We start from the raw sequence: 18,742 nt of genomic DNA, 5'->3' as shown, positions 1-18,742 counted from the left end.
TTTTCTCACCTTTTATTATAAATCATTGTTGGCTTATCGTCTATAATATAATCGTAAATTAATTCAGAAACTTTGTCAGCATTATGCCTAATCGTATTATTATCAACGATTCCTACATCATTATTTTTTATTAATTTTATTCCCAACTCTTTAATTTTCTCTTGATCGATTTTGACCGGTTCTTGTTTTTCTTTGTGATATTTCGATAAAATACTATCATCAAACTCACGTGAATTAGCAATTACTAAGTCAAAAATATTCTCTTCTACATGTTTATTTATCGCAACTATATGGTCTGAAACTGTGTAATTATCAGTTTCACCATGTTGAGTCATAACATTACAAACATATATCTTCTTAGCATTACTTTCTCTTATTTTTTCTGAAACCTTAGATATTACTAAGTTAGGTATTATAGAAGTATATAAACTTCCTGGTCCCATAATAATATAATCGGCTTCTTCTATTGCCTTAAGTACATCTTCATTAGGTTTAACTCTTGAAGGAGTAATGTATACATGGTCAATAACTCCTCCAGCCTTTGTAATAGAAGATTCTCCACGAATAATTTCTCCATCTGATAATACAGCATTTAATGTCGCTATATCATTAGTAGTCGGCAAAACAGTTCCACGTACATTTAAAATTCTACTCATAACTTTTACCGCAGTAGAAAAATCACCATGAATATCCGTCATAGCCGCTATCATTAGATTTCCAACAGGATGTCCTTTAACTTCTCCACTATCAAAACGATATTGAAACATTTTTTCTAAGTATGGTTCAACATCAGATAACGCTGCAATAACATTTCTAATGTCTCCCGGTGAAGGAATATTCATATCACTTCTTATCTTTCCAGAACTTCCTCCATCATCTGCTACCGTTACTACAGCAGTTATCTCAAGAGGATATTTCTTTAATCCTCTTAAAAGAACGGACAAACCAGTTCCGCCGCCAATAGTAACTACTTTTATTTTAGTTCTCATTTTTCTACCTACCCTTATTAATATCGCGATGTTCTAAATACACCCTGTATCCTAATTTTGAAATATCTTCATGTAATCTTCTTGCTACGCTAACAGAACGGTGTTTACCACCTGTACATCCAACTGCTATAGCAACCTTATCACGACCTTCATATTGATACTTATCTACCATAAATGTCATAAGTTCTAAATATTTATCATAAAATTCCTGAGTAACTTCATCCTCAAAAACATAATCATATACTTCACTATCTTGACCAGTTTTTTCTCGTAATTCATTTATATAAAACGGATTTCTCAAGAAACGAACATCGACAATATTATCTGCGTCAATAGGAACTCCATATTTGTAACCAAAACTTGAGATTGTAATATGATAACTATCTTTTTTCTCAATTCCGAAGTCTTCTAATATTTTTTTCTTCAAATTTTTTACAGAAGTATTTGTAGTATCATAAATATAATTTGCAATACCTTTGATATCATTCATATCTTTTCTCTCTTGAGCAATACCTTCAAGTAAGCTAAACTCAGTAGATAAAGGATGATTTTTTCTAGTTTCTTTATATCTATTGACCAATACTTGATCATCACTATCTAAAAATAAGATTTTAACATCAAAGTACTCACTTTGTTGTAGTTTTTTTAATAATTCTTTTAAATCAACAAAAATGTGTTTACTTCTTATATCAATACTTATCGCTGTTTTATCAATATCTTTTTCTTCTATTATTCTTAAAAAATCTTCTACAACTAATCCAGGTAAATTATCTGTACAAAAATACCCTTGGTTTTCAAAGACTTGTAATGCTGTATTTTTCCCTGCTCCACTTATTCCTGTAATTATAACTAATTTTTTCTTCATAGCTTCACATCCATCTTTATAATAATATAAGTTTTATGGAATAATATATTCTGTTAAACAAAGAATAAATAAACTGCTCCATTCCTATATTGTACACCATTTCTAAATTTTTGTGTAGTATTTTAAAATATCAATAAAAGAAAACTACTGTAAGAAAATAATCTTACAGTAGTTAAGAGACTAATTATCTCGTATTCCTATTTGTATTGTTATTAACACCATTATTTACTCCATTATTGTTTCTTGTACCTGGAGTTATAACAGTATTATTATTGTTTCCTCTTGATAAATTATTGTTGTTATCATTCGATGTATCGTTTTGATTATTATTCGAATTATCATCATCAGAATTATTGTTACGATTATTGTTATTATTATCGTTGTTATTCTCACGACTTCTTTCTTCTTGCTCACGTCTATTTTGTTCTTCTATTTGACGACGCTCACTTTCTGTAATAATCTTAACTCCTCCATTTACAGAACCAACATTTCCTGGAACTGTAAATCCTTTTGGAGGATGTATTCTTACAATATTTTGCATGTTAATTCGATACAATGCTTGTGTCTTCTGAGTATCATCTTGAGTCATATACTTAGTAGGACCATCTATTGCATCAAATCCTTGCCATACAGCCATTGTATAGTTACTAGTGTAACCTATTGTCCAAGAGTCTTTAGAATAGTTATTTATATCGAAACCGTATTTCTGAGCTTCGCCTTCTCCGAAAGTAGTAGTACCTGTTTTAACAGCCATGTCAGCTCCACTAATACGAGCATTAGCTGCAGTTCCATTAACTACGTTTCTTAGCATAGATGTCATAATGTATGCTGTAGAATCTTTTATAACTCGTTTTCTATCATCTGTACTAAAGCTTTTCACTTCAGTTCCCTCACTATCATACACTTTCTTAATAGCTTTAGGTGTTGCATAGTATCCACCATTACTAAATGGAACATATGCACCTGCCATTTGCAGTGGTGAGAATCCATCACTACTTCCTCCAATTGGAGTAGTAATTGAATCATCAGTAATATTCATTCCAACATTAGCAGCATATTGTTTTACTCTATTAAATCCTACTTCTTGGTAAGTCTTAATAGCTGGTATATTATATGACCAAACTAATGCATTGTTAATAGTTATATTACCGTGGAATTGTCTATCCCAGTTTTGAATTTGTGAACCTTGAATCTTAGTATCATTAACAGTATGATCAGATCCCCAATTTAAGTATTCAATTGCAGGTCCATATGCAAGAATCGGTTTGATTGATGAACCAGGTTGCAGTTTTGCTTGAGTAGCAATATTAAATCCATGGAATGTTTGTTTTTTACCACCATATAAAGCAGCAATACCACTATTTTCATTATTTAATACAACCATCGCAACGTTACTTGCTTGTTTTATTCCAGCATAGTTTGCATTAACACTTTCAGTTAGAGTGTCCTGAATCTTAGAATCAAAGTTTGTATAAATTTTAAGCCCTAAGTTTAAGACATCTCCTTCATAGTCTTTGTATTCTTTACTGTTTTTCAATTCATTTACAATTTGATTCATGTAAGAAGTATATTTAGAATCGAACTCACTTGATAGTAATACACGCTCACTTTCATCACGCTCTATAATTCCTGATAATACATCTGTTTTTTGAGCAGCTTGTGAATCAGCTTCTGATATTTTCCCATGATATTGCATTAAGTATAATACCGTATCACGACGTGCCTTCGCAGCCTCTGGATTATCATAAGGATTATACGTATTAGGGTGCTGTGGCATTCCCGCTAAAAGAGCCATCTGAGGAAGAGTAAGTTGATTTAATTCTTTCCCATAATAATATTTCGCAGCGGTTTTTAAGCCGTAAACTCCATCAGAATAGTAGATTCTATTTACATACATTGTAAATATTGATTCTTTATCATAGTTTTGCTCAAGTTTATATGCAAGGTATGCTTCTTGAACTTTACGTTTTACACTCTTATTATCGTCAAGGAAGGTTCTCTTAATTAATTGTTGAGAAATAGTTGATGCCCCTTGTGAACCAAAACCACTAGTTAAGTTTGACACAACTGCTCCTACTAAACGTCTAAAGTCTACCGCACCATGTTCAAAGAATCTATTGTCCTCTGTTGCCAAGATAGCATCTTGCATTTTTTGTGGTATATCCGCAGTTTCTAAGTTCTCACCAATTTGGTTACCTAATTTTGCTACCTCATTATTATTTGTATCATAAACAATTGTTCTTGAATTATTATCTAAGATCTTAGAATCAAATGCAGGTGCTTGGTATATCCAGAACACACATAATAAGAAAATTGATATAATAGCAACACTTGCCACATATAAACCATATCTAATAATTTTCATCCATAATGCTTTATTATTCTTTTTAGAATTTGGATTACTTATTCTATTTGGACCTGTTGGTCTTCTCGGACCTCCTGGGCCTCCTGCTCTTTTTCCTCTATCAGGTTGCTGAGGATTTTGCGGCTGAACAGGACGATTTTTTCCTTGTCCGCTTCTTCTCATTATTTCTTCATTTGTTAATGGCCTTCTTGGTTGACCATTGTTCGTTGGATTAGTATTTTCTCTAGATATATATCCACCTGGCATAACACTCTTTCTTTCATGAGAGTGCCTATCTCTTCTTGATAACCGATTGTTATTATTTTCTGCCATAGTATATCCTCTCTTTTTTATATATTTAAACTTTCACTTTATTCATATTAATTTTTCATAATAAAATGTCATAATATACTACATTAATTTTAATGTATATTGGAAAAAAAATCAATTTACTTTGCAAATATTAACTATTATTTAATAATATTGTAACATAAGCCAAGCTCTTTCAATTATAAGCTTACTAATTAATATCAAATTTAAATAATTTACTATTATACTCTAAAGATTATTATAATACATAAATAAAGAAGCTATCTTATTTTAATAGCTTCTCAATAGATATATTATTTATTTACTGCTGCTTCAACATTTTTTATAGCTGCTTTAGCTGCTGCAATTCTGGCAATAATTACCCTGTATGGTGAACAAGATACATATCCTAATCCTATTTTAGAACATAATAAGATAGATCTTTCATCTCCACCATGTTCTCCACAGATCCCAAGCTTAATACCTGGTTTAATAGCTTTTGCTTTGTCAACTGCAAGTTTCATAAGTTCTAATACTCCACTATCATCAAGATGAACAAATGGATCTGACTCTAAGATATTTTTTTTCTTGTAAATATCAATGAATTTTTCAGCATCATCTCTAGAATAACCAAATGTTAATTGAGTTAAGTCATTAGTACCAAAACTAAAGAAATCTGCATGTTCTGCAATCTTATCAGCAATTAGACAAGCTCGAGGAATTTCAATCATCGTTCCTACTTTGTATTTGAAATCTACATTGTACAATTGAATTTCTTTTTCCACAAGTTCAACGATTTGTTCTCGTAACACTGCTAGCTCTTTTTCTAATCCTACTAAAGGAATCATAATTTCAACATTTACTTCAATACCTTCTTTACGAGCTCTAATCGCTGCTGAACTAATAGCCTTCGCCTGCATTAAGTAAATTTCTGGATATGTAATACCTAGTCGACAACCACGATGTCCCATCATAGGATTGAATTCTGCAATACTAGCTATTTTCGCTTCTAATTGATTAACACTTACACCTATTTCCTCGGCAATAAGCTTAACAGTATTTTCATCTTTTGGTAAGAATTCATGAAGCGGTGGATCTAATAATCTTATATTAACAGATTTACCTTGAGCTTCTTTAAAAATCTTGTAGAAATCTTCGCTTTGAATTGGTTGTAATCTATCTAAGAATCTAACTCTCTCATTAGTATCACTAGCTAAAATCATTTTCCTAACTAGACTAATTCTATCTTCTTCAAAGAACATATGCTCTGTTCTACATAATCCTATTCCTTCAGCTCCAAACTCAAAAGCAACTTTAGCATCAGTTTCATTATCTGCATTTGCTAGTACTTTAAGTTCTCTAATTCCATCAGCCCATCCTAAAAGTTTATTGAATCTATTGCTAAATTTGGCATCAACTTTATCTACTTCACCTAGATACACTTTTCCACTGCTTCCATCGACTGAGATTATATCACCTTCATGTAATGTTACTCCAGCAATTTTTAACATTTTTTCACCATAATTTATAATCATGTTTTGGCAGCCACAGACACAACATTTACCCATCCCTCTTGCTACTACAGCAGCATGTGATGTCATACCACCACGTAAAGTTACAATAGCCTCTGAGCTAATCATACCTTCAATATCTTCTGGAGAAGTTTCTTCTCTTACTAAAATAACAGGTTTTGTTTTCGCCGCTTCTACAGCTTCTTGCGCTGTAAAATAAATACCACCGACTGCTGCTCCAGGTGATGCTGCTAAACCTTGAGTTAATTGCTTAGCTTCTTTTAATGATTTTTCCTCAAATGTAGCATGAAGAAGTTTATTAATTTCCTCTGTTCCCACTCTTAGAATCGCTTCTTCTTTAGAAATTACACCTTCTTCTGCTAGTGATACCGCAACTTCAACTACTGCATTTGGTGTTCTTTTTGCGTTTCTTGTTTGAAGAATATACAACCTTCCATCTTCGATAGTAAACTCTATATCTTGCATGTCTTTATAGTGTTGTTCTAATTTTTTAGAAATCTTAACAAATTCTTTATATAAATGTGGCATATCATCTTTTAGAACACTAATATTTTTAGGTGTTCTTATACCCGCTACAACATCTTCCCCTTGCGCATTAATTAGATATTCACCAAAAAGTTCATCCTCTCCAGTTACAGGGTTTCTACTAAATGAAACTCCAGTACCACAATTATCTCCCATATTACCAAACACCATAGCTTGAATATTTACAGCTGTACCAAGTTTATCACTAATATTGTGTAGTCTTCTATATACTTTAGCACGATTATTATTCCATGATCTAAAAACAGCTTCAATAGCTAGCATAAGCTGCTCTTTTACACTCATAGGAAATTCTCGACCTACTTCTTTTTTATAAATTGCCTTAAACTCTTCAACAATATTAAATAAATCTTTCTCATTTAATTCACTATCTTGCTCATAGCCATTAGCATTTTTAACTCTAGTTAAAACTTCCTCAAACTTATATTTTTCTACATCCATAACAACATCTGAGAACATTTGAATAAATCTTCTATAACTATCGTAAGCAAAACGATAGTTATTATTCTTCTTAGCCAATGCTATAGTAGTTTCGTCATTTAGTCCCAGATTTAAAATAGTATCCATCATTCCTGGCATAGAAAATACTGCACCACTACGAACAGACACCAATAAAGGATTTTCTATACTTCCTAATTTTTTCCCAATATTTTCTTCTAAAATTTCAAGTTGTTCGTTAATCTGTTTTAAAATCTCAGGTTTAATTCTTTCCCCATTTTCATAATAACTATTACAACTTTCTGTAGTAATAGTAAAACCAGGAGGAACACTAATCCCTAAACCTTTCATCTCTGCAAGGTTTGCCCCTTTTCCTCCTAATAAAGATTTCATATCTTTATTTCCTTCACTGAAATTATAAACATATTTTTTTGACATTGTAAAATTCCCCCATAAACAAATTATTGTTTTATATAATTATTTCTTTTTATTATTTTGTTTAAACCTTTAGGCCTCTTTCTCTCATAATCCCAATTATTAATTCAGCTGTCTCCTCAACAGCTTTATTTTGAACGTCTATTATCGGACATCCAAGTTTTCCCATAATCTCTAGAGCATATTCTAACTCTTCAAAAATTTGTATTTCATCAGTATAATCCGAATTCCCTGATACACCTAGAGTCTTCAATCTTTCTTCCCTCAACTTATTAAGTTGTTCTACTGAATTCGTTAAACCAATTACTTTTCTTTTTACTTCATATAGCTGTTCCGGAAGTATCAAGTCTTGAATAATAGGAACATTCATAACTTTAATGTTTCTATTTGCTAAATATAAGCTTAATGGTGTTTTTGAAGTTCTCGATACACCTAAAATTACAACATCTGCTTCTTTTAGACCATTTATATCTTTCCCATCATCATACTTCACAGCAAATTCTAAAGCATCTATTCTCTTGAAATACTCCTCTCCCATCTTTCTATTTAAACCAGGATTTCCTTCAGCTTTTACTCCTAATTTTTCTTCGAAAGTACTAAGCATTTCACTTAATAGATCTATAACTTTTATATTTTTTTCTAACCCTTTTTCTTTTACATAGCTTGCTAAAGCACCATCAACTAATGTTTGAACAATTACATCTCCCTCATTTACATTGGATATAATACAATCTATTTTTTCTTTCGTACAAACATTGGAGTTTTTAAGTACTTTATACTTCTTATTCTCATAAGAAAACTGCACAAGTGCTGCATCAACCACATCCTTTGCAGTGTTTCCTATTGAATCTGAAATTATATGTACAGTTAACATATTATCCCTCCAGCATTTCCAATAATAACTTAATTAATGTAGTTTTCGATATTTTACCAACGATTACCTTACCATCTTTTTCGTCCCTTACAACAGGTAAGCAATCAATCTCATGTAAAATTAATTTTCTTAATGCATCAGTAACTAACTCATCTTCATATATATATATAACGTTTGGAACGCGAGTCATCGCTAATACTATAGGAAGATTTTGTCCATCAGCATTCCTAGATAATTTCAGCATATCCTTTCTAGATGTTACACCAGCAAGATGATTATTCTCATCTACAATAAAAATAGTCCCTACATCATAAATAAATAATTTCGATAATACCTCAGAATAGTTCGCTGTACTTTTCGCTGTTATCGCTATTCCCATTACATCTTTAACTAATTTACTTTTTATTTCTTCACGTTGTTCTCCTGGTGAAAAATTATAATTGTAATAGTAACCTACATTAGGTTTTGCTTCCAAAATTTCTAACATTCCTAAGACCGCAAGATCATTTCTTAAAGTAGATTTCCCCAAAGAAAGCTTTTCTGCAATTTCATCACTTGTTATCGGTTCAAAATTCTTTACTATTTCAATTATAGCTTTGTGTCTTTCCGTAAGTTTCATTGTTCCTCCTTCTTGTATCATAATTTTTATTATACAATATGTTACACATTAATTCAAGCGTTATCTTTAATTAATGTGTAACAATATTTTTAATATATTCTGTTATTTACTTTTAAATTAGATATATTATGTGATATTAATAACATTTATTACCAAATTATTAAAATAGAGTTACTCAATATCTATTTTATTTAAATTTAAATATTTATATGTTATAATTAATCTAATAATATATTGAGGGGAAAAATTGTATGTCAAAATTATCAAAACTATTTGCAATCGGTACAGGAATAGCCATTGCTAACTATTATTCAAAAAATCCAAATAAAGTAGAAGATCACACTGAATACGTTAAGAAAAAATCTAAGGATTACTATGGTTACACACGTTGTATGATTCGTTACACTAAGAAAAATGGTGTTGAGGAAGCGGCAATCTACCTATACAACGACCTAGTAAAAAATCTTAAAAAAGCTAAAAATGCTTTAGAGAACAAATACAACGATGCTGTTGATTACGGAAAAGAATTATCTAATAATGTAACAGATATTAAAGGGCATGTATCTAACGTAAAAGAATACACTGCAGAAGTTAAAGAAAATCTAGGAGATGCTAAAAAAATCGTTGAAGATCTTAAACCTTCTATTGAATCTTATGCAGAAAAAGCAAAAGAATCTTTCGAAAAAATTAAAGATCAAGTTTCTAACATCAAAAAAGATGTTGACGAATCAAATGTTCAAGAAAAAGTTGAAGATTTTGCTAATAAATCATCTGAAACTTTAGACTCTGTTAAAGAACGTGTTGAAACTGAAGTTCTAAACAACACTCCTGAACAAAAAGAAGAAAAATAATATAACGAGGAGTTAAGATGAATCTACTATCACTAAATACTCTTCCTAATACAGGCGAAGCAGTTAAGAATTATGGTGCATACATCGGTATAATCATAATAATCGCTATAATTTTCTTCCTAATCTGGAGAAAAAAGAATAACAAAGACGACTAATATGCTCTAAGCTAGGTAAAGCTAGCTTAGAGTTTTTTTTTTACAGTTAATCTATATAATAAATAAAAGAGTGGTTCGATAAAATCTATACGATTTTCGAATCACTCTCTTCTATCTTATACTATTTTAAATTATCTAATGCAGCTATTCTTTCTTTAACACTATCATATTGTTCTTGATATGTTGCTTGTTTTTCTTTTTCTTTAGCTACAACCACCTCTGGAGCAGAACCGACAAATTTTTCATTAGAAAGTTTTTTATTTACTCTATCTAATTCTTGTTGTAATTTTTCTAATTCTTTTCCTAGACGTTCTTTTTCTTTGTCTACATCGATTAAATCACTTAATGAAACATAGATTTCAGCACCTGGTAAGATACGGCTAATGTCAGTTTCACTTGCTTCTACTTCACGTTCGATAATAAGTTCGCTAGGACGTGCAAATTTCTCTAAGTACGCACTACCACTTAATAGTACTTCTTTTACGCTATCTTGTGAGTACTTAATCTTAATAGGTATCTCTCGAGACATTGGCGCATTCACTTCACTACGGATGTTACGTACTGCAGTAATTACATCTTGGATGAATTGCATATCTTCAGTTTCTTTTTCAAACACTAGACTTGCTTCAACTTTAGCAAATTCACTAGTTACAATACTATCTCCTGTGTGAGGAATGTGTTGCCAGATTTCTTCAGTTACAAACGGCATAAACGGATGTAACATTTTTAGAGAAGCATCAAGTACATATACTAAGATAGATTTAGTTGTTTTCTTAGCAGCTTCATCTTCACCATTTAATGAAATCTTAGCAATTTCAATATACCATGAACAGAATTCTTCCCATACGAAGTTGTAAAGAATACGGCTTGCTTCACCAAATTCATATTTTTCGAATAATCTTTCGAAATCTTCAATAGTTTTAGCAAGTTTTGTTAAGATATATTTATCAGCTAATGTTTTTTCTCCAGTTAAATCAATATCACTATATTCGAAACCTTCAAGGTTCATGATTACGAAACGAGAAGCATTCCAAATTTTATTGATATAGTTCCAACTTGCTTCAATTTTCTCAGTTGAGTAACGTAAGTCTTGACCTGGTGTTGAGTTAGTAGCTAAGAAATAACGTAAGCTATCAGCTCCGTATTGTTCGATTACTTCCATTGGATCTACACCATTACCAAGTGATTTACTCATCTTACGTCCTTGTTCATCACGAACTAAACCGTGGATTAAACAATCTTCAAATGGACGAGTACCTGTAAATTCTAATCCTTGGAATACCATACGAGCAACCCAGAAGAAGATGATGTCATATCCAGTTACTAGACAGCTATTTGGATAGTAACGTTTGAAATCTTCACTTTCTAAATCTGGCCATCCTAATGTAGAGAATGGGAATAATGCTGAAGAGTACCAAGTATCAAGAACGTCTTCATCTTGAACATAGTTTTCAATATCTTTTGGTGGATTTACATCAACATAAACTTCACCAGTTTCTTTGTGATACCATGCTGGAATACGATGTCCCCACCATAATTGACGAGAAATACACCAGTCTTGGATATTTTCCATCCAAGTATTTAACGTATTTTCAAAACGAGGTGGATAGAAGTTAACTTTTCTATCTGCATCTTTTTGATTTTCTAAAACTTTATCAGCAAGAGGCTTCATGTCAACAAACCATTGTTTAGAAAGATATGGTTCAACAACAGCACCACTACGCTCAGAGTGCCCTACTGAGTGAAGATGTTTTTCAATCTTGAAGCATACTCCACTTTCTTGTAAATCAGCAATAAGAGTTTTACGACACTCAAAACGATCCATACCGTTATATTTATCTGCATGTTCATTCATAACAGCACCTTCATCCATAACGATGATACGTTCTAAGTTATGACGTTCACCAACTTCAAAGTCATTTGGATCGTGGGCAGGAGTTATTTTAACTACTCCACTTCCGAAATCTTTTTCTACATATTCATCTGCAATAACAGGAATTTCTTTATTTGTTACTGGTAAAAGAACTGTTTTACCAATATATTTCTGATATCTTTCATCTTCAGGATGAACAGCAACCGCAGTATCTCCAAATAAAGTTTCAGGACGAGTAGTTGCTACTTCTAGATAGTCTCCACTTCCATCAGCTAAGAAATATTTAAGGTGATAGAATGCACCTTCTACGTCTTTGTGAATTACTTCGATGTTAGATAATGCAGTTCTTTGAACTGGATCCCAGTTGATAATTTTCTCACCACGATAGATTGTACCATTGTTGTAGTGATCTACGAAAATTTTCGTTACTGCCTTGTTTAACCCTTCATCTAATGTAAATCTTTCTCTTGAATAGTCTAAACCTAATCCAAGTTTAGCCCATTGTGCACGAATATATCCAGCATATTCTTCTTTCCATTCCCATGCACGCTCTAAGAATTTTTCACGACCTAAGTCATAACGACTTAATCCTTCTTCACGCATTTTAGCTTCTACTTTAGCTTGTGTAGATATACCAGCGTGGTCCATCCCTGGAAGATAAAGTACATCAAATCCTTTAAGACGTTTGTAACGTGTTAACATATCTTGTAGAGTTGTATCCCAAGCATGCCCAATGTGTAATTTACCAGTTACGTTTGGTGGTGGAATTACGATTGTATATGGATTCTTTTTACTTTTATTATCAGCTTTAAAAACTTCTTTTTCCAACCACCAGTTGTAGCGATTATTTTCTACTTCGGTCGGATTATATTTTGTAGACATTTCAGTCATGACTGTTCCTCCTAAATTTTTATTTTATCATTAATTATTTTCACTTTTACTAATTGTATTGGTGATATTTTTTCTAGGTAAAAAAAATAACCTCCATCCTCACATAAGGACGAAAGTTTCCGTGGTACCACCTTTATTCTAATTATATAAATTAGCACTTAATAAGATTAACGCTCTAACCACGTTTAAAGCTACTTACTTTCACTCTAAATGCTCACCGTCTACTTCAAAGTCCTGCCTAGGAGAAATCTCTCAACCACTGATTTCTTTTCTGTATCCTACGGTACGCAAGAACTTTTACTTATCGGCTCATCGCATATATTTTATAATTAAAATATGTTTAATATAATAACACACTTTTTTTCATATTGCAAGTAAAATTAAAACTTTGTGAATATAGTATGTGAATATATGTGAATATGTATCCCTCTACCTCTTATATTTTTGACACCCTAAAGAAATAATAGTATAATATCTTTAGATTAGAGGAGGTGCTAATATGCCAAACATTAAATCAAGTACAGATTTACGTAATAATTACAATGAAATCTCTTCATTTTGTCATGAAACAGGTGAACCAATTTTTATTACCAAAAATGGTCGTGGAGATCTTGCTGTTATGAGCATTGATTTATTCAATAAATTCATGGGGAGATATGAACTATATCAACTTTTAGAACAAAGTGAATCTGATTTTGTAAATGGTCGTACCCTTACTTTTGATGATTCTATGAAAAGTTTGAGAGAGGAACTAAAAAATGGAACATTATAAAATAGTTGTTTCTGAAACCTATCACAAAGACCTAAAAGATATAATCCATTATATTTATCACAATTTAGATGCACCGCATACTGCATCTACCCTACTTGATGAGATAGAGGCTACCGTTTCCAATCTTTCTATCATGCCTCTTCGCTATGGATTAGTTGATGATGCCTATCTACACCGTAAAGAATTTAGAAAATGTCTTGTTAAGAATTATATCATTTTCTATAAAGTGAACAAAGAAAATAAAACTGTAATGATTCACCGAATTCTTCACGCAAGACAAAAATGGATTGATATCCTATAAAAAATATTCCATATAAATAAAAAGTACTTCAATGATTAGAAATCTAATTCCATCATCGAAGTACTTTTTTAAATATTAATCTTCTTTTTTATTTTTCCATGCTGTGGCATTATTGATTTTAATTGGTAAGTTATCTAGATAGAACTCAGGATCTTTTCCTTGTTTATGTTGTTTCACGTAGTCTTTTAATACTACATAAACTACACCAGATAGACCAATAATCGCAATTAAGTTAAGCAAAGCCATAATTCCCATTGTTATATCAGCAAGTCCCCAAACTAAGTTTAAGTCTAATACACTTCCTACATATACAAAGATACATACAATAAAACGATAAACATTTACAGCCCATTTTTTAGGAAGTAAATATTGAATGTTTGTTTCTCCGTAGTAGTAGTTACCAATTACAGAACTATATCCGAATAAGAAAATAGCTACGATTAAGAAAATTGTTCCTATGCTTCCTACTTGTGAAGTTAAGGCAGCTTGTGTAAGTTGGATACCTTGTAACTTACCAGCTCCATATTCAACACCAGGGTAAAGTAAAATTAAGAATGCTGTCGCTGTACATACTAAACATGTGTCGAAGTAAACTCCTAGAGTTTGGATAAATCCTTGTTTAGCTGGGTGAGTACTATCAGCTGTAGCCGCTGCGTTAGGCGTTGACCCTAAACCAGCTTCGTTAGTGAACATACCACGTTTAATTCCTAAAAGTATTGATGTTCCCATACCAATTACTCCACCACCTACTTGTTCAAGACCAAATGCTGATTTAACGATTTGAACAAGAACACCAGGTAACTTATCAATATTAATAACCATAATAACTAATACGATGAATAAATACGCAACCGCCATTACTGGAACTAACCATTGAGTAATTTTAACAACTTTTGTTACTCCACCAAAAATTACGAAAATTGTAAGAATTAATAAGGCAATCCCCGCAATATGACTATCTACATTATAAACTTGTAACGCTTGTGCTATAGTGTTTGTTTGAACTGAGTTAAATGCTATACCATAAGTTACTGAAATAACAATAGCGAACAGTACACCCATCCATTTTTGTCCAAGACCTTTTTCCATATAGTAAGCAGGTCCCCCACGATAAACACCTTTTCTATCACGAACTTTATATACTTGGGCTAATGTTGATTCGGCAAAAGATGAAGCTCCACCAAAAAGTGCCATTACCCACATCCAGAATACTGAACCAGGCCCTCCCATTGCAATCGCAATAGCAACCCCTGCAATTGTACCAGTACCTACTCGTGACGCAGCTGAGATCGTGAATGCTTGGAAAGCTGAAACCCCTTTTTGTTCTCCGTCTTTACCTACTTTTGGCTTTTCAGTAATAAGTCTGAACATTTCTTTGATGTAAGTAAATTGAACAAACTTAGTACTAAATGTAAAATAAATACCAGTTACCATTACTAACCCTATTAGGAAATAAGTCCACATAAAGTCATTAACGGTAGTTAATAATTCTAAAAATCTATCCATTAAGAGTCAACTCCTCATTAAATTTGTTTTATTACGTTTTCTATTATACTTTAAAAAATACTACAATTGTAAATATACGTTAGAAAATCTGACATGCCGGTATCATAAGTTAACAATACTTTACCAGGAGATTATAGAAAAACATAAAAATCTTACATAAAAAACCCAGGAGATTTAACACAATATTAAAATCACCTGGATTCCTTTCTTTAAATATATTCAATTCTATTTACTTCTTCATTATTATTCTTTGGATAATCACTGAAGCTATTATTCATGTTAGGAACTACTAATCTTCTACCTCGAGCTTTTAAAATAGAATTTATTTCATAACTGTTTAAAATCCTATAATCTAACTTCTCCTGAAGTACATATTCTCCACTTCTAATTCTGGCTCTAATATCTGTCGCAGCAACAAAATAAACAACCATAAAGACAATAGAGAATATTAATTGTGCTAGTGAAAAAATACTACTTAATGTACTATTACTAGCTCCTTGGAAAATGAAGCCACTAAATGAAGATAAGATTGTAAGCCCTACTTGGATATACAATACCACTCTTCTACCTTTTGTATCAAAAATTGGTAAATACATTATAAATAACATAATAAAGTTAAATATATATGCAATTAATCCACTAACCACTAATAACGCAATTACAGTGAATAATATACCAGCATACTGTCCCGAAAAAGCATCAGTAGTAAATCCTAAATTTATCAGTAATAACAATAAAGCTCCTATTGCAACTGAAGGAAGTGTGAAAGTTAATAAATACGCAACTCCCCAATTCCTCTTCCAAACACGCCCTTTATACTCTTTATAAATTCTATAAGTATTATAGAAAGGTATAAATGCAAGTCCTGATCTAACCCCAAGTATATCAAACATAATTTTTGAGAAAATAGCTGTAATAATATACCCGACAATAAAAAATATAAGGAATACTATTCCAACTATAGCTAACACTTGATGTAGCATGTACTCATCTAAATTAAACATAAATAATTCCTCCTTATTCACTATCATAAAATTCATCTAACACATAAGTTGTTACAGGTTTAACATACAACTCATATTTAGCTACTAAATCAGCAATGATATCTCCATCAATCAGAGTAATGGCTCTAGTTCCCAAACGAGATGCTTCTATAGCAGCTTTTGAAAATTTTGATGTTGTGATAAATATTCCAAACTCAGCATTATATTTATCCATTGCCCCTCTAAACTTATCTATTTCTGGTGAAGGTACATTACCTCCCCATCTTTTAGCCTGAATAGCAACTCTCGCAGTTCGAAAATTATCACTTGTTATATACCCAAACCCATCTAATCCTCCATCATTAGAAACTTGAATCCCTATCTTTTCATCCATTTCAACATTCATCTTAGAGACAAGTTTTCTTGCAAACATCTCAAATTTTGCTGGACTGAATTTTTTTAATTTTCTAATTAGCTCATCTCTCCACTGATCTTCTACAATTTCTTTTTCATCAACCGTAATTACCTCTTCAATATCAACGATTTCTTTTTTCTGTTTAATTTCTTTATTAATCTTTTTGTAAATAGCAGAAAAATCTAAAACTTCAAGGTTAGCCTCACGTCCTTTATCCGTAAGAGTGTATATTTTATTTTCTTTTTTTAAAAATTCCGCTCTTTCTAAATAATTCAAACTAAAATTAATAAAAAACTCAAAAGGTGAATATTCTTTATTACTCTTCTCAGAAATACGACGAAAATCAATATATTCTTCAGTTATAACTTCTGAATTTTTTCTAAAATACTCTACTATCGCTCTTTTTGTATCACTTCCCCCTTTTTTTCTAAGTGCAATAATTATTTCTTTAGAAATAACATTATCTTTCTGACTAGTTGTCATTTTAAATATATTCACAAATTCTCCCTCCTTTATTTCCTTCACCTTTATTATACTAAAAATCTTTATAATTTAATAGCAAAAAAAGAATGAAATTGTCTGAAAATACAACCTCATCCTTTACAATTATTTATGATAACTTGCTCCTGTTATTATACGGTAAGCTCTATACACTTGTTCAAGTAAAACAACACGCATCATCTGGTGTGGAAACGTCATCCTACTAAACGATAATGCAAAATCACTACGCTTTTTCACACTATCAGAGAGTCCATAACTTCCACCAATTACCAATGCCACATCACTCTTACCTGTAAGCATTAAATTATCAATTTTTGATGCAAATTCTTCACTTGATAAATTCTTACCTAAAATTTCCAAAGTAATAACATATTGATTATCTTTAATTTTTGAAAGTATGTTATTCCCTTCTTTTTCCATCGCAAGAGCTATTTCTGAATCATTTTCTACCTTTACTTTTTCATCAGAAATTTCTATAGTATTTAACTTAATATATGCTCCAAGACGTTTTTCATATTCTTTTATAGCATCTCTATAAAATTTCTCCTTAACTTTACCTACACAAATCAAAGTTACTTTCATCAGAACCTCTTTCTACCTACACATCTTTACCAAGAACAAATTTTTCAATAGCATAAGCGAAACCATCTTCATCATTTGACTTGGAAATAAAATTCGCCGCTTCTTTTAAAGTAGGATTAGCATTATCAACCGCAACTCCCATACCAGCGAACTCAATCATACTTAAATCATTAAGCCCATCACCTAATGCCATTACATTCTCATTTGTTAAACCAAGTTTTTTACATAATGAATCTAAAGATACTCCTTTAGAAATACCCTTATCGTTAATCTCGATAAAGAACGGTTTAGACATAGCAACCTCATACTCATCACCTAATTCAAGCGCGAGTTTATCTTTCACTGCAACAGCTTCATCAGGATGTTTAAGTATTATTACCTTAGCCGCACCTTCTTTAATATCATCTTTCATATTTTCACTAATTACTAATTCTGCACTTACTAAACCAGACTCAATTCGTGCATATTCATTATCACGATTCGTAAGAACTTTCCCACCTTGGTAAGTAAGAATATCACAATCATTCTCCAAAGCAACATCTATTAAGAACTTAATTCTCTCAAGAGATAAAAACTTCTCATAGATCACTTCATTCGTTTTAAGATTAGCAATTCTAGCCCCATTAAATGAAAGTAAGTAGTTATCATAACTATCCAGTTGTAAATCTTCTACTATACTCATCATTCCAAAATCAGGTCTACCTGATGCTAAAATAACTTTAATATCTTGTTTCTTACACTCTTCAATTACTTCTCTATTTTTCTTAGAAATCTCACGATCACTATTTAATAATGTATCATCAATATCTGTAACAACTAATTTTATCATACAAAAGCTCCTTTAGTAGATTTCAAAAAATCTATAATCTTATCAATTTATATATTTCACTTCTTTACATTATATCAGATATCACTACTCTCTCATAGTGAAAAGGGAGTGACTCAAAAATCGTGATTTCGAAGA

General features: G+C 31.5%; 16 protein-coding genes and 1 other annotated feature. Of the genes, 4 read left to right on the top strand and 12 right to left on the bottom strand.

What is annotated here, in order from left to right:
• Window positions 1–5: 5 nt before the first annotated feature.
• The 6 genes from HMPREF3186_RS03840 to HMPREF3186_RS03815 form a co-directional block, all read right to left on the bottom strand.
• Window positions 6–989, bottom strand: a complete 984-nt coding sequence (locus HMPREF3186_RS03840; RefSeq protein WP_060914006.1) for a gluconeogenesis factor YvcK family protein — start codon at window positions 987–989, stop codon at window positions 6–8.
• A 4-nt stretch (window positions 990–993) separates the two neighbouring features.
• The gene (gene rapZ / locus HMPREF3186_RS03835; protein WP_060914005.1) at window positions 994–1,854 is read right to left on the bottom strand and encodes an RNase adapter RapZ; all 861 of its coding nucleotides are present in this window, start codon (window positions 1,852–1,854) and stop codon (window positions 994–996) included.
• A 184-nt stretch (window positions 1,855–2,038) separates the two neighbouring features.
• Window positions 2,039–4,531: a transglycosylase domain-containing protein gene (locus HMPREF3186_RS03830; RefSeq protein ID WP_060914004.1), complete on the bottom strand. Its 2,493-nt coding sequence runs from the start codon at window positions 4,529–4,531 to the stop codon at window positions 2,039–2,041.
• Between the two features lie 290 nt (window positions 4,532–4,821).
• Entirely contained in the window at window positions 4,822–7,458 is a 2,637-nt protein-coding gene (gene ppdK, locus HMPREF3186_RS03825; RefSeq protein WP_060914003.1) for a pyruvate, phosphate dikinase, read from the bottom strand.
• Window positions 7,459–7,519: 61 nt separating this feature from the next.
• Window positions 7,520–8,329 (bottom strand): pyruvate, water dikinase regulatory protein, encoded by an 810-nt coding sequence (locus tag HMPREF3186_RS03820; protein ID WP_060914002.1) that lies wholly within the window; start codon window positions 8,327–8,329, stop codon window positions 7,520–7,522.
• Window position 8,330: 1 nt separating this feature from the next.
• Window positions 8,331–8,948 carry a CBS domain-containing protein gene (locus tag HMPREF3186_RS03815; RefSeq protein ID WP_060914001.1) on the bottom strand — a complete coding sequence of 206 codons (618 nt, stop codon included), beginning with the start codon at window positions 8,946–8,948 and terminating at the stop codon, window positions 8,331–8,333.
• 251 nt (window positions 8,949–9,199) lie between these two features.
• Here HMPREF3186_RS03815 and HMPREF3186_RS03810 point away from each other — a divergent pair, with 251 nt between their 5' ends.
• Both HMPREF3186_RS03810 and HMPREF3186_RS03805 read left to right on the top strand, forming a co-directional pair.
• On the top strand, window positions 9,200–9,799 hold the full coding sequence (locus HMPREF3186_RS03810; protein WP_060914000.1) for a YtxH domain-containing protein: 600 nt from the start codon (window positions 9,200–9,202) through the stop codon (window positions 9,797–9,799).
• A 17-nt stretch (window positions 9,800–9,816) separates the two neighbouring features.
• Window positions 9,817–9,954, top strand: coding sequence for an LPXTG cell wall anchor domain-containing protein (locus HMPREF3186_RS03805; protein ID WP_048803180.1), 138 nt, complete (start codon window positions 9,817–9,819; stop codon window positions 9,952–9,954).
• Between the two features lie 121 nt (window positions 9,955–10,075).
• Here the strand turns inward: HMPREF3186_RS03805 and HMPREF3186_RS03800 are convergent, their stop codons facing one another.
• The gene (locus HMPREF3186_RS03800; RefSeq protein ID WP_060913999.1) at window positions 10,076–12,718 is read right to left on the bottom strand and encodes a valine--tRNA ligase; all 2,643 of its coding nucleotides are present in this window, start codon (window positions 12,716–12,718) and stop codon (window positions 10,076–10,078) included.
• 102 nt (window positions 12,719–12,820) lie between these two features.
• Window positions 12,821–13,040, bottom strand: a binding site (T-box leader).
• A gap of 177 nt (window positions 13,041–13,217) precedes the next feature.
• On the opposite strand from HMPREF3186_RS03800, the gene HMPREF3186_RS03795 reads away from it, so the two are divergent.
• Window positions 13,218–13,490 (top strand): type II toxin-antitoxin system Phd/YefM family antitoxin, encoded by a 273-nt coding sequence (locus tag HMPREF3186_RS03795; RefSeq protein ID WP_048803182.1) that lies wholly within the window; start codon window positions 13,218–13,220, stop codon window positions 13,488–13,490.
• On the top strand, window positions 13,477–13,791 hold the full coding sequence (locus HMPREF3186_RS03790) for a type II toxin-antitoxin system RelE/ParE family toxin (protein WP_060913998.1): 315 nt from the start codon (window positions 13,477–13,479) through the stop codon (window positions 13,789–13,791). The genes HMPREF3186_RS03795 and HMPREF3186_RS03790 overlap by 14 nt, the downstream gene beginning before the upstream one ends.
• A gap of 75 nt (window positions 13,792–13,866) precedes the next feature.
• Here the strand turns inward: HMPREF3186_RS03790 and HMPREF3186_RS03785 are convergent, their stop codons facing one another.
• The 5 genes from HMPREF3186_RS03785 to HMPREF3186_RS03765 form a co-directional block, all read right to left on the bottom strand.
• A complete protein-coding gene (locus HMPREF3186_RS03785) occupies window positions 13,867–15,297 on the bottom strand; it encodes an alanine/glycine:cation symporter family protein (protein WP_060913997.1) in 1,431 nt (476 codons plus the stop codon).
• A gap of 209 nt (window positions 15,298–15,506) precedes the next feature.
• Window positions 15,507–16,301 (bottom strand): hypothetical protein, encoded by a 795-nt coding sequence (locus HMPREF3186_RS03780; protein WP_060913996.1) that lies wholly within the window; start codon window positions 16,299–16,301, stop codon window positions 15,507–15,509.
• Between the two features lie 13 nt (window positions 16,302–16,314).
• A complete protein-coding gene (locus HMPREF3186_RS03775; RefSeq protein WP_231724156.1) occupies window positions 16,315–17,193 on the bottom strand; it encodes a restriction endonuclease in 879 nt (292 codons plus the stop codon).
• Between the two features lie 108 nt (window positions 17,194–17,301).
• The gene (rlmH, locus tag HMPREF3186_RS03770; RefSeq protein WP_048803186.1) at window positions 17,302–17,778 is read right to left on the bottom strand and encodes a 23S rRNA (pseudouridine(1915)-N(3))-methyltransferase RlmH; all 477 of its coding nucleotides are present in this window, start codon (window positions 17,776–17,778) and stop codon (window positions 17,302–17,304) included.
• Window positions 17,779–17,794: 16 nt separating this feature from the next.
• The gene (locus tag HMPREF3186_RS03765) at window positions 17,795–18,607 is read right to left on the bottom strand and encodes a Cof-type HAD-IIB family hydrolase (protein WP_060913995.1); all 813 of its coding nucleotides are present in this window, start codon (window positions 18,605–18,607) and stop codon (window positions 17,795–17,797) included.
• Window positions 18,608–18,742 lie beyond the last annotated feature (135 nt).

Source organism: Gemella haemolysans, assembly GCF_001553035.1.
GTDB lineage: Bacteria > Bacillota > Bacilli > Staphylococcales > Gemellaceae > Gemella > Gemella haemolysans_B.
Note: the sequence above shows the minus strand (reverse complement) of the source record. Positions and strands in the feature narration are given on the sequence as shown.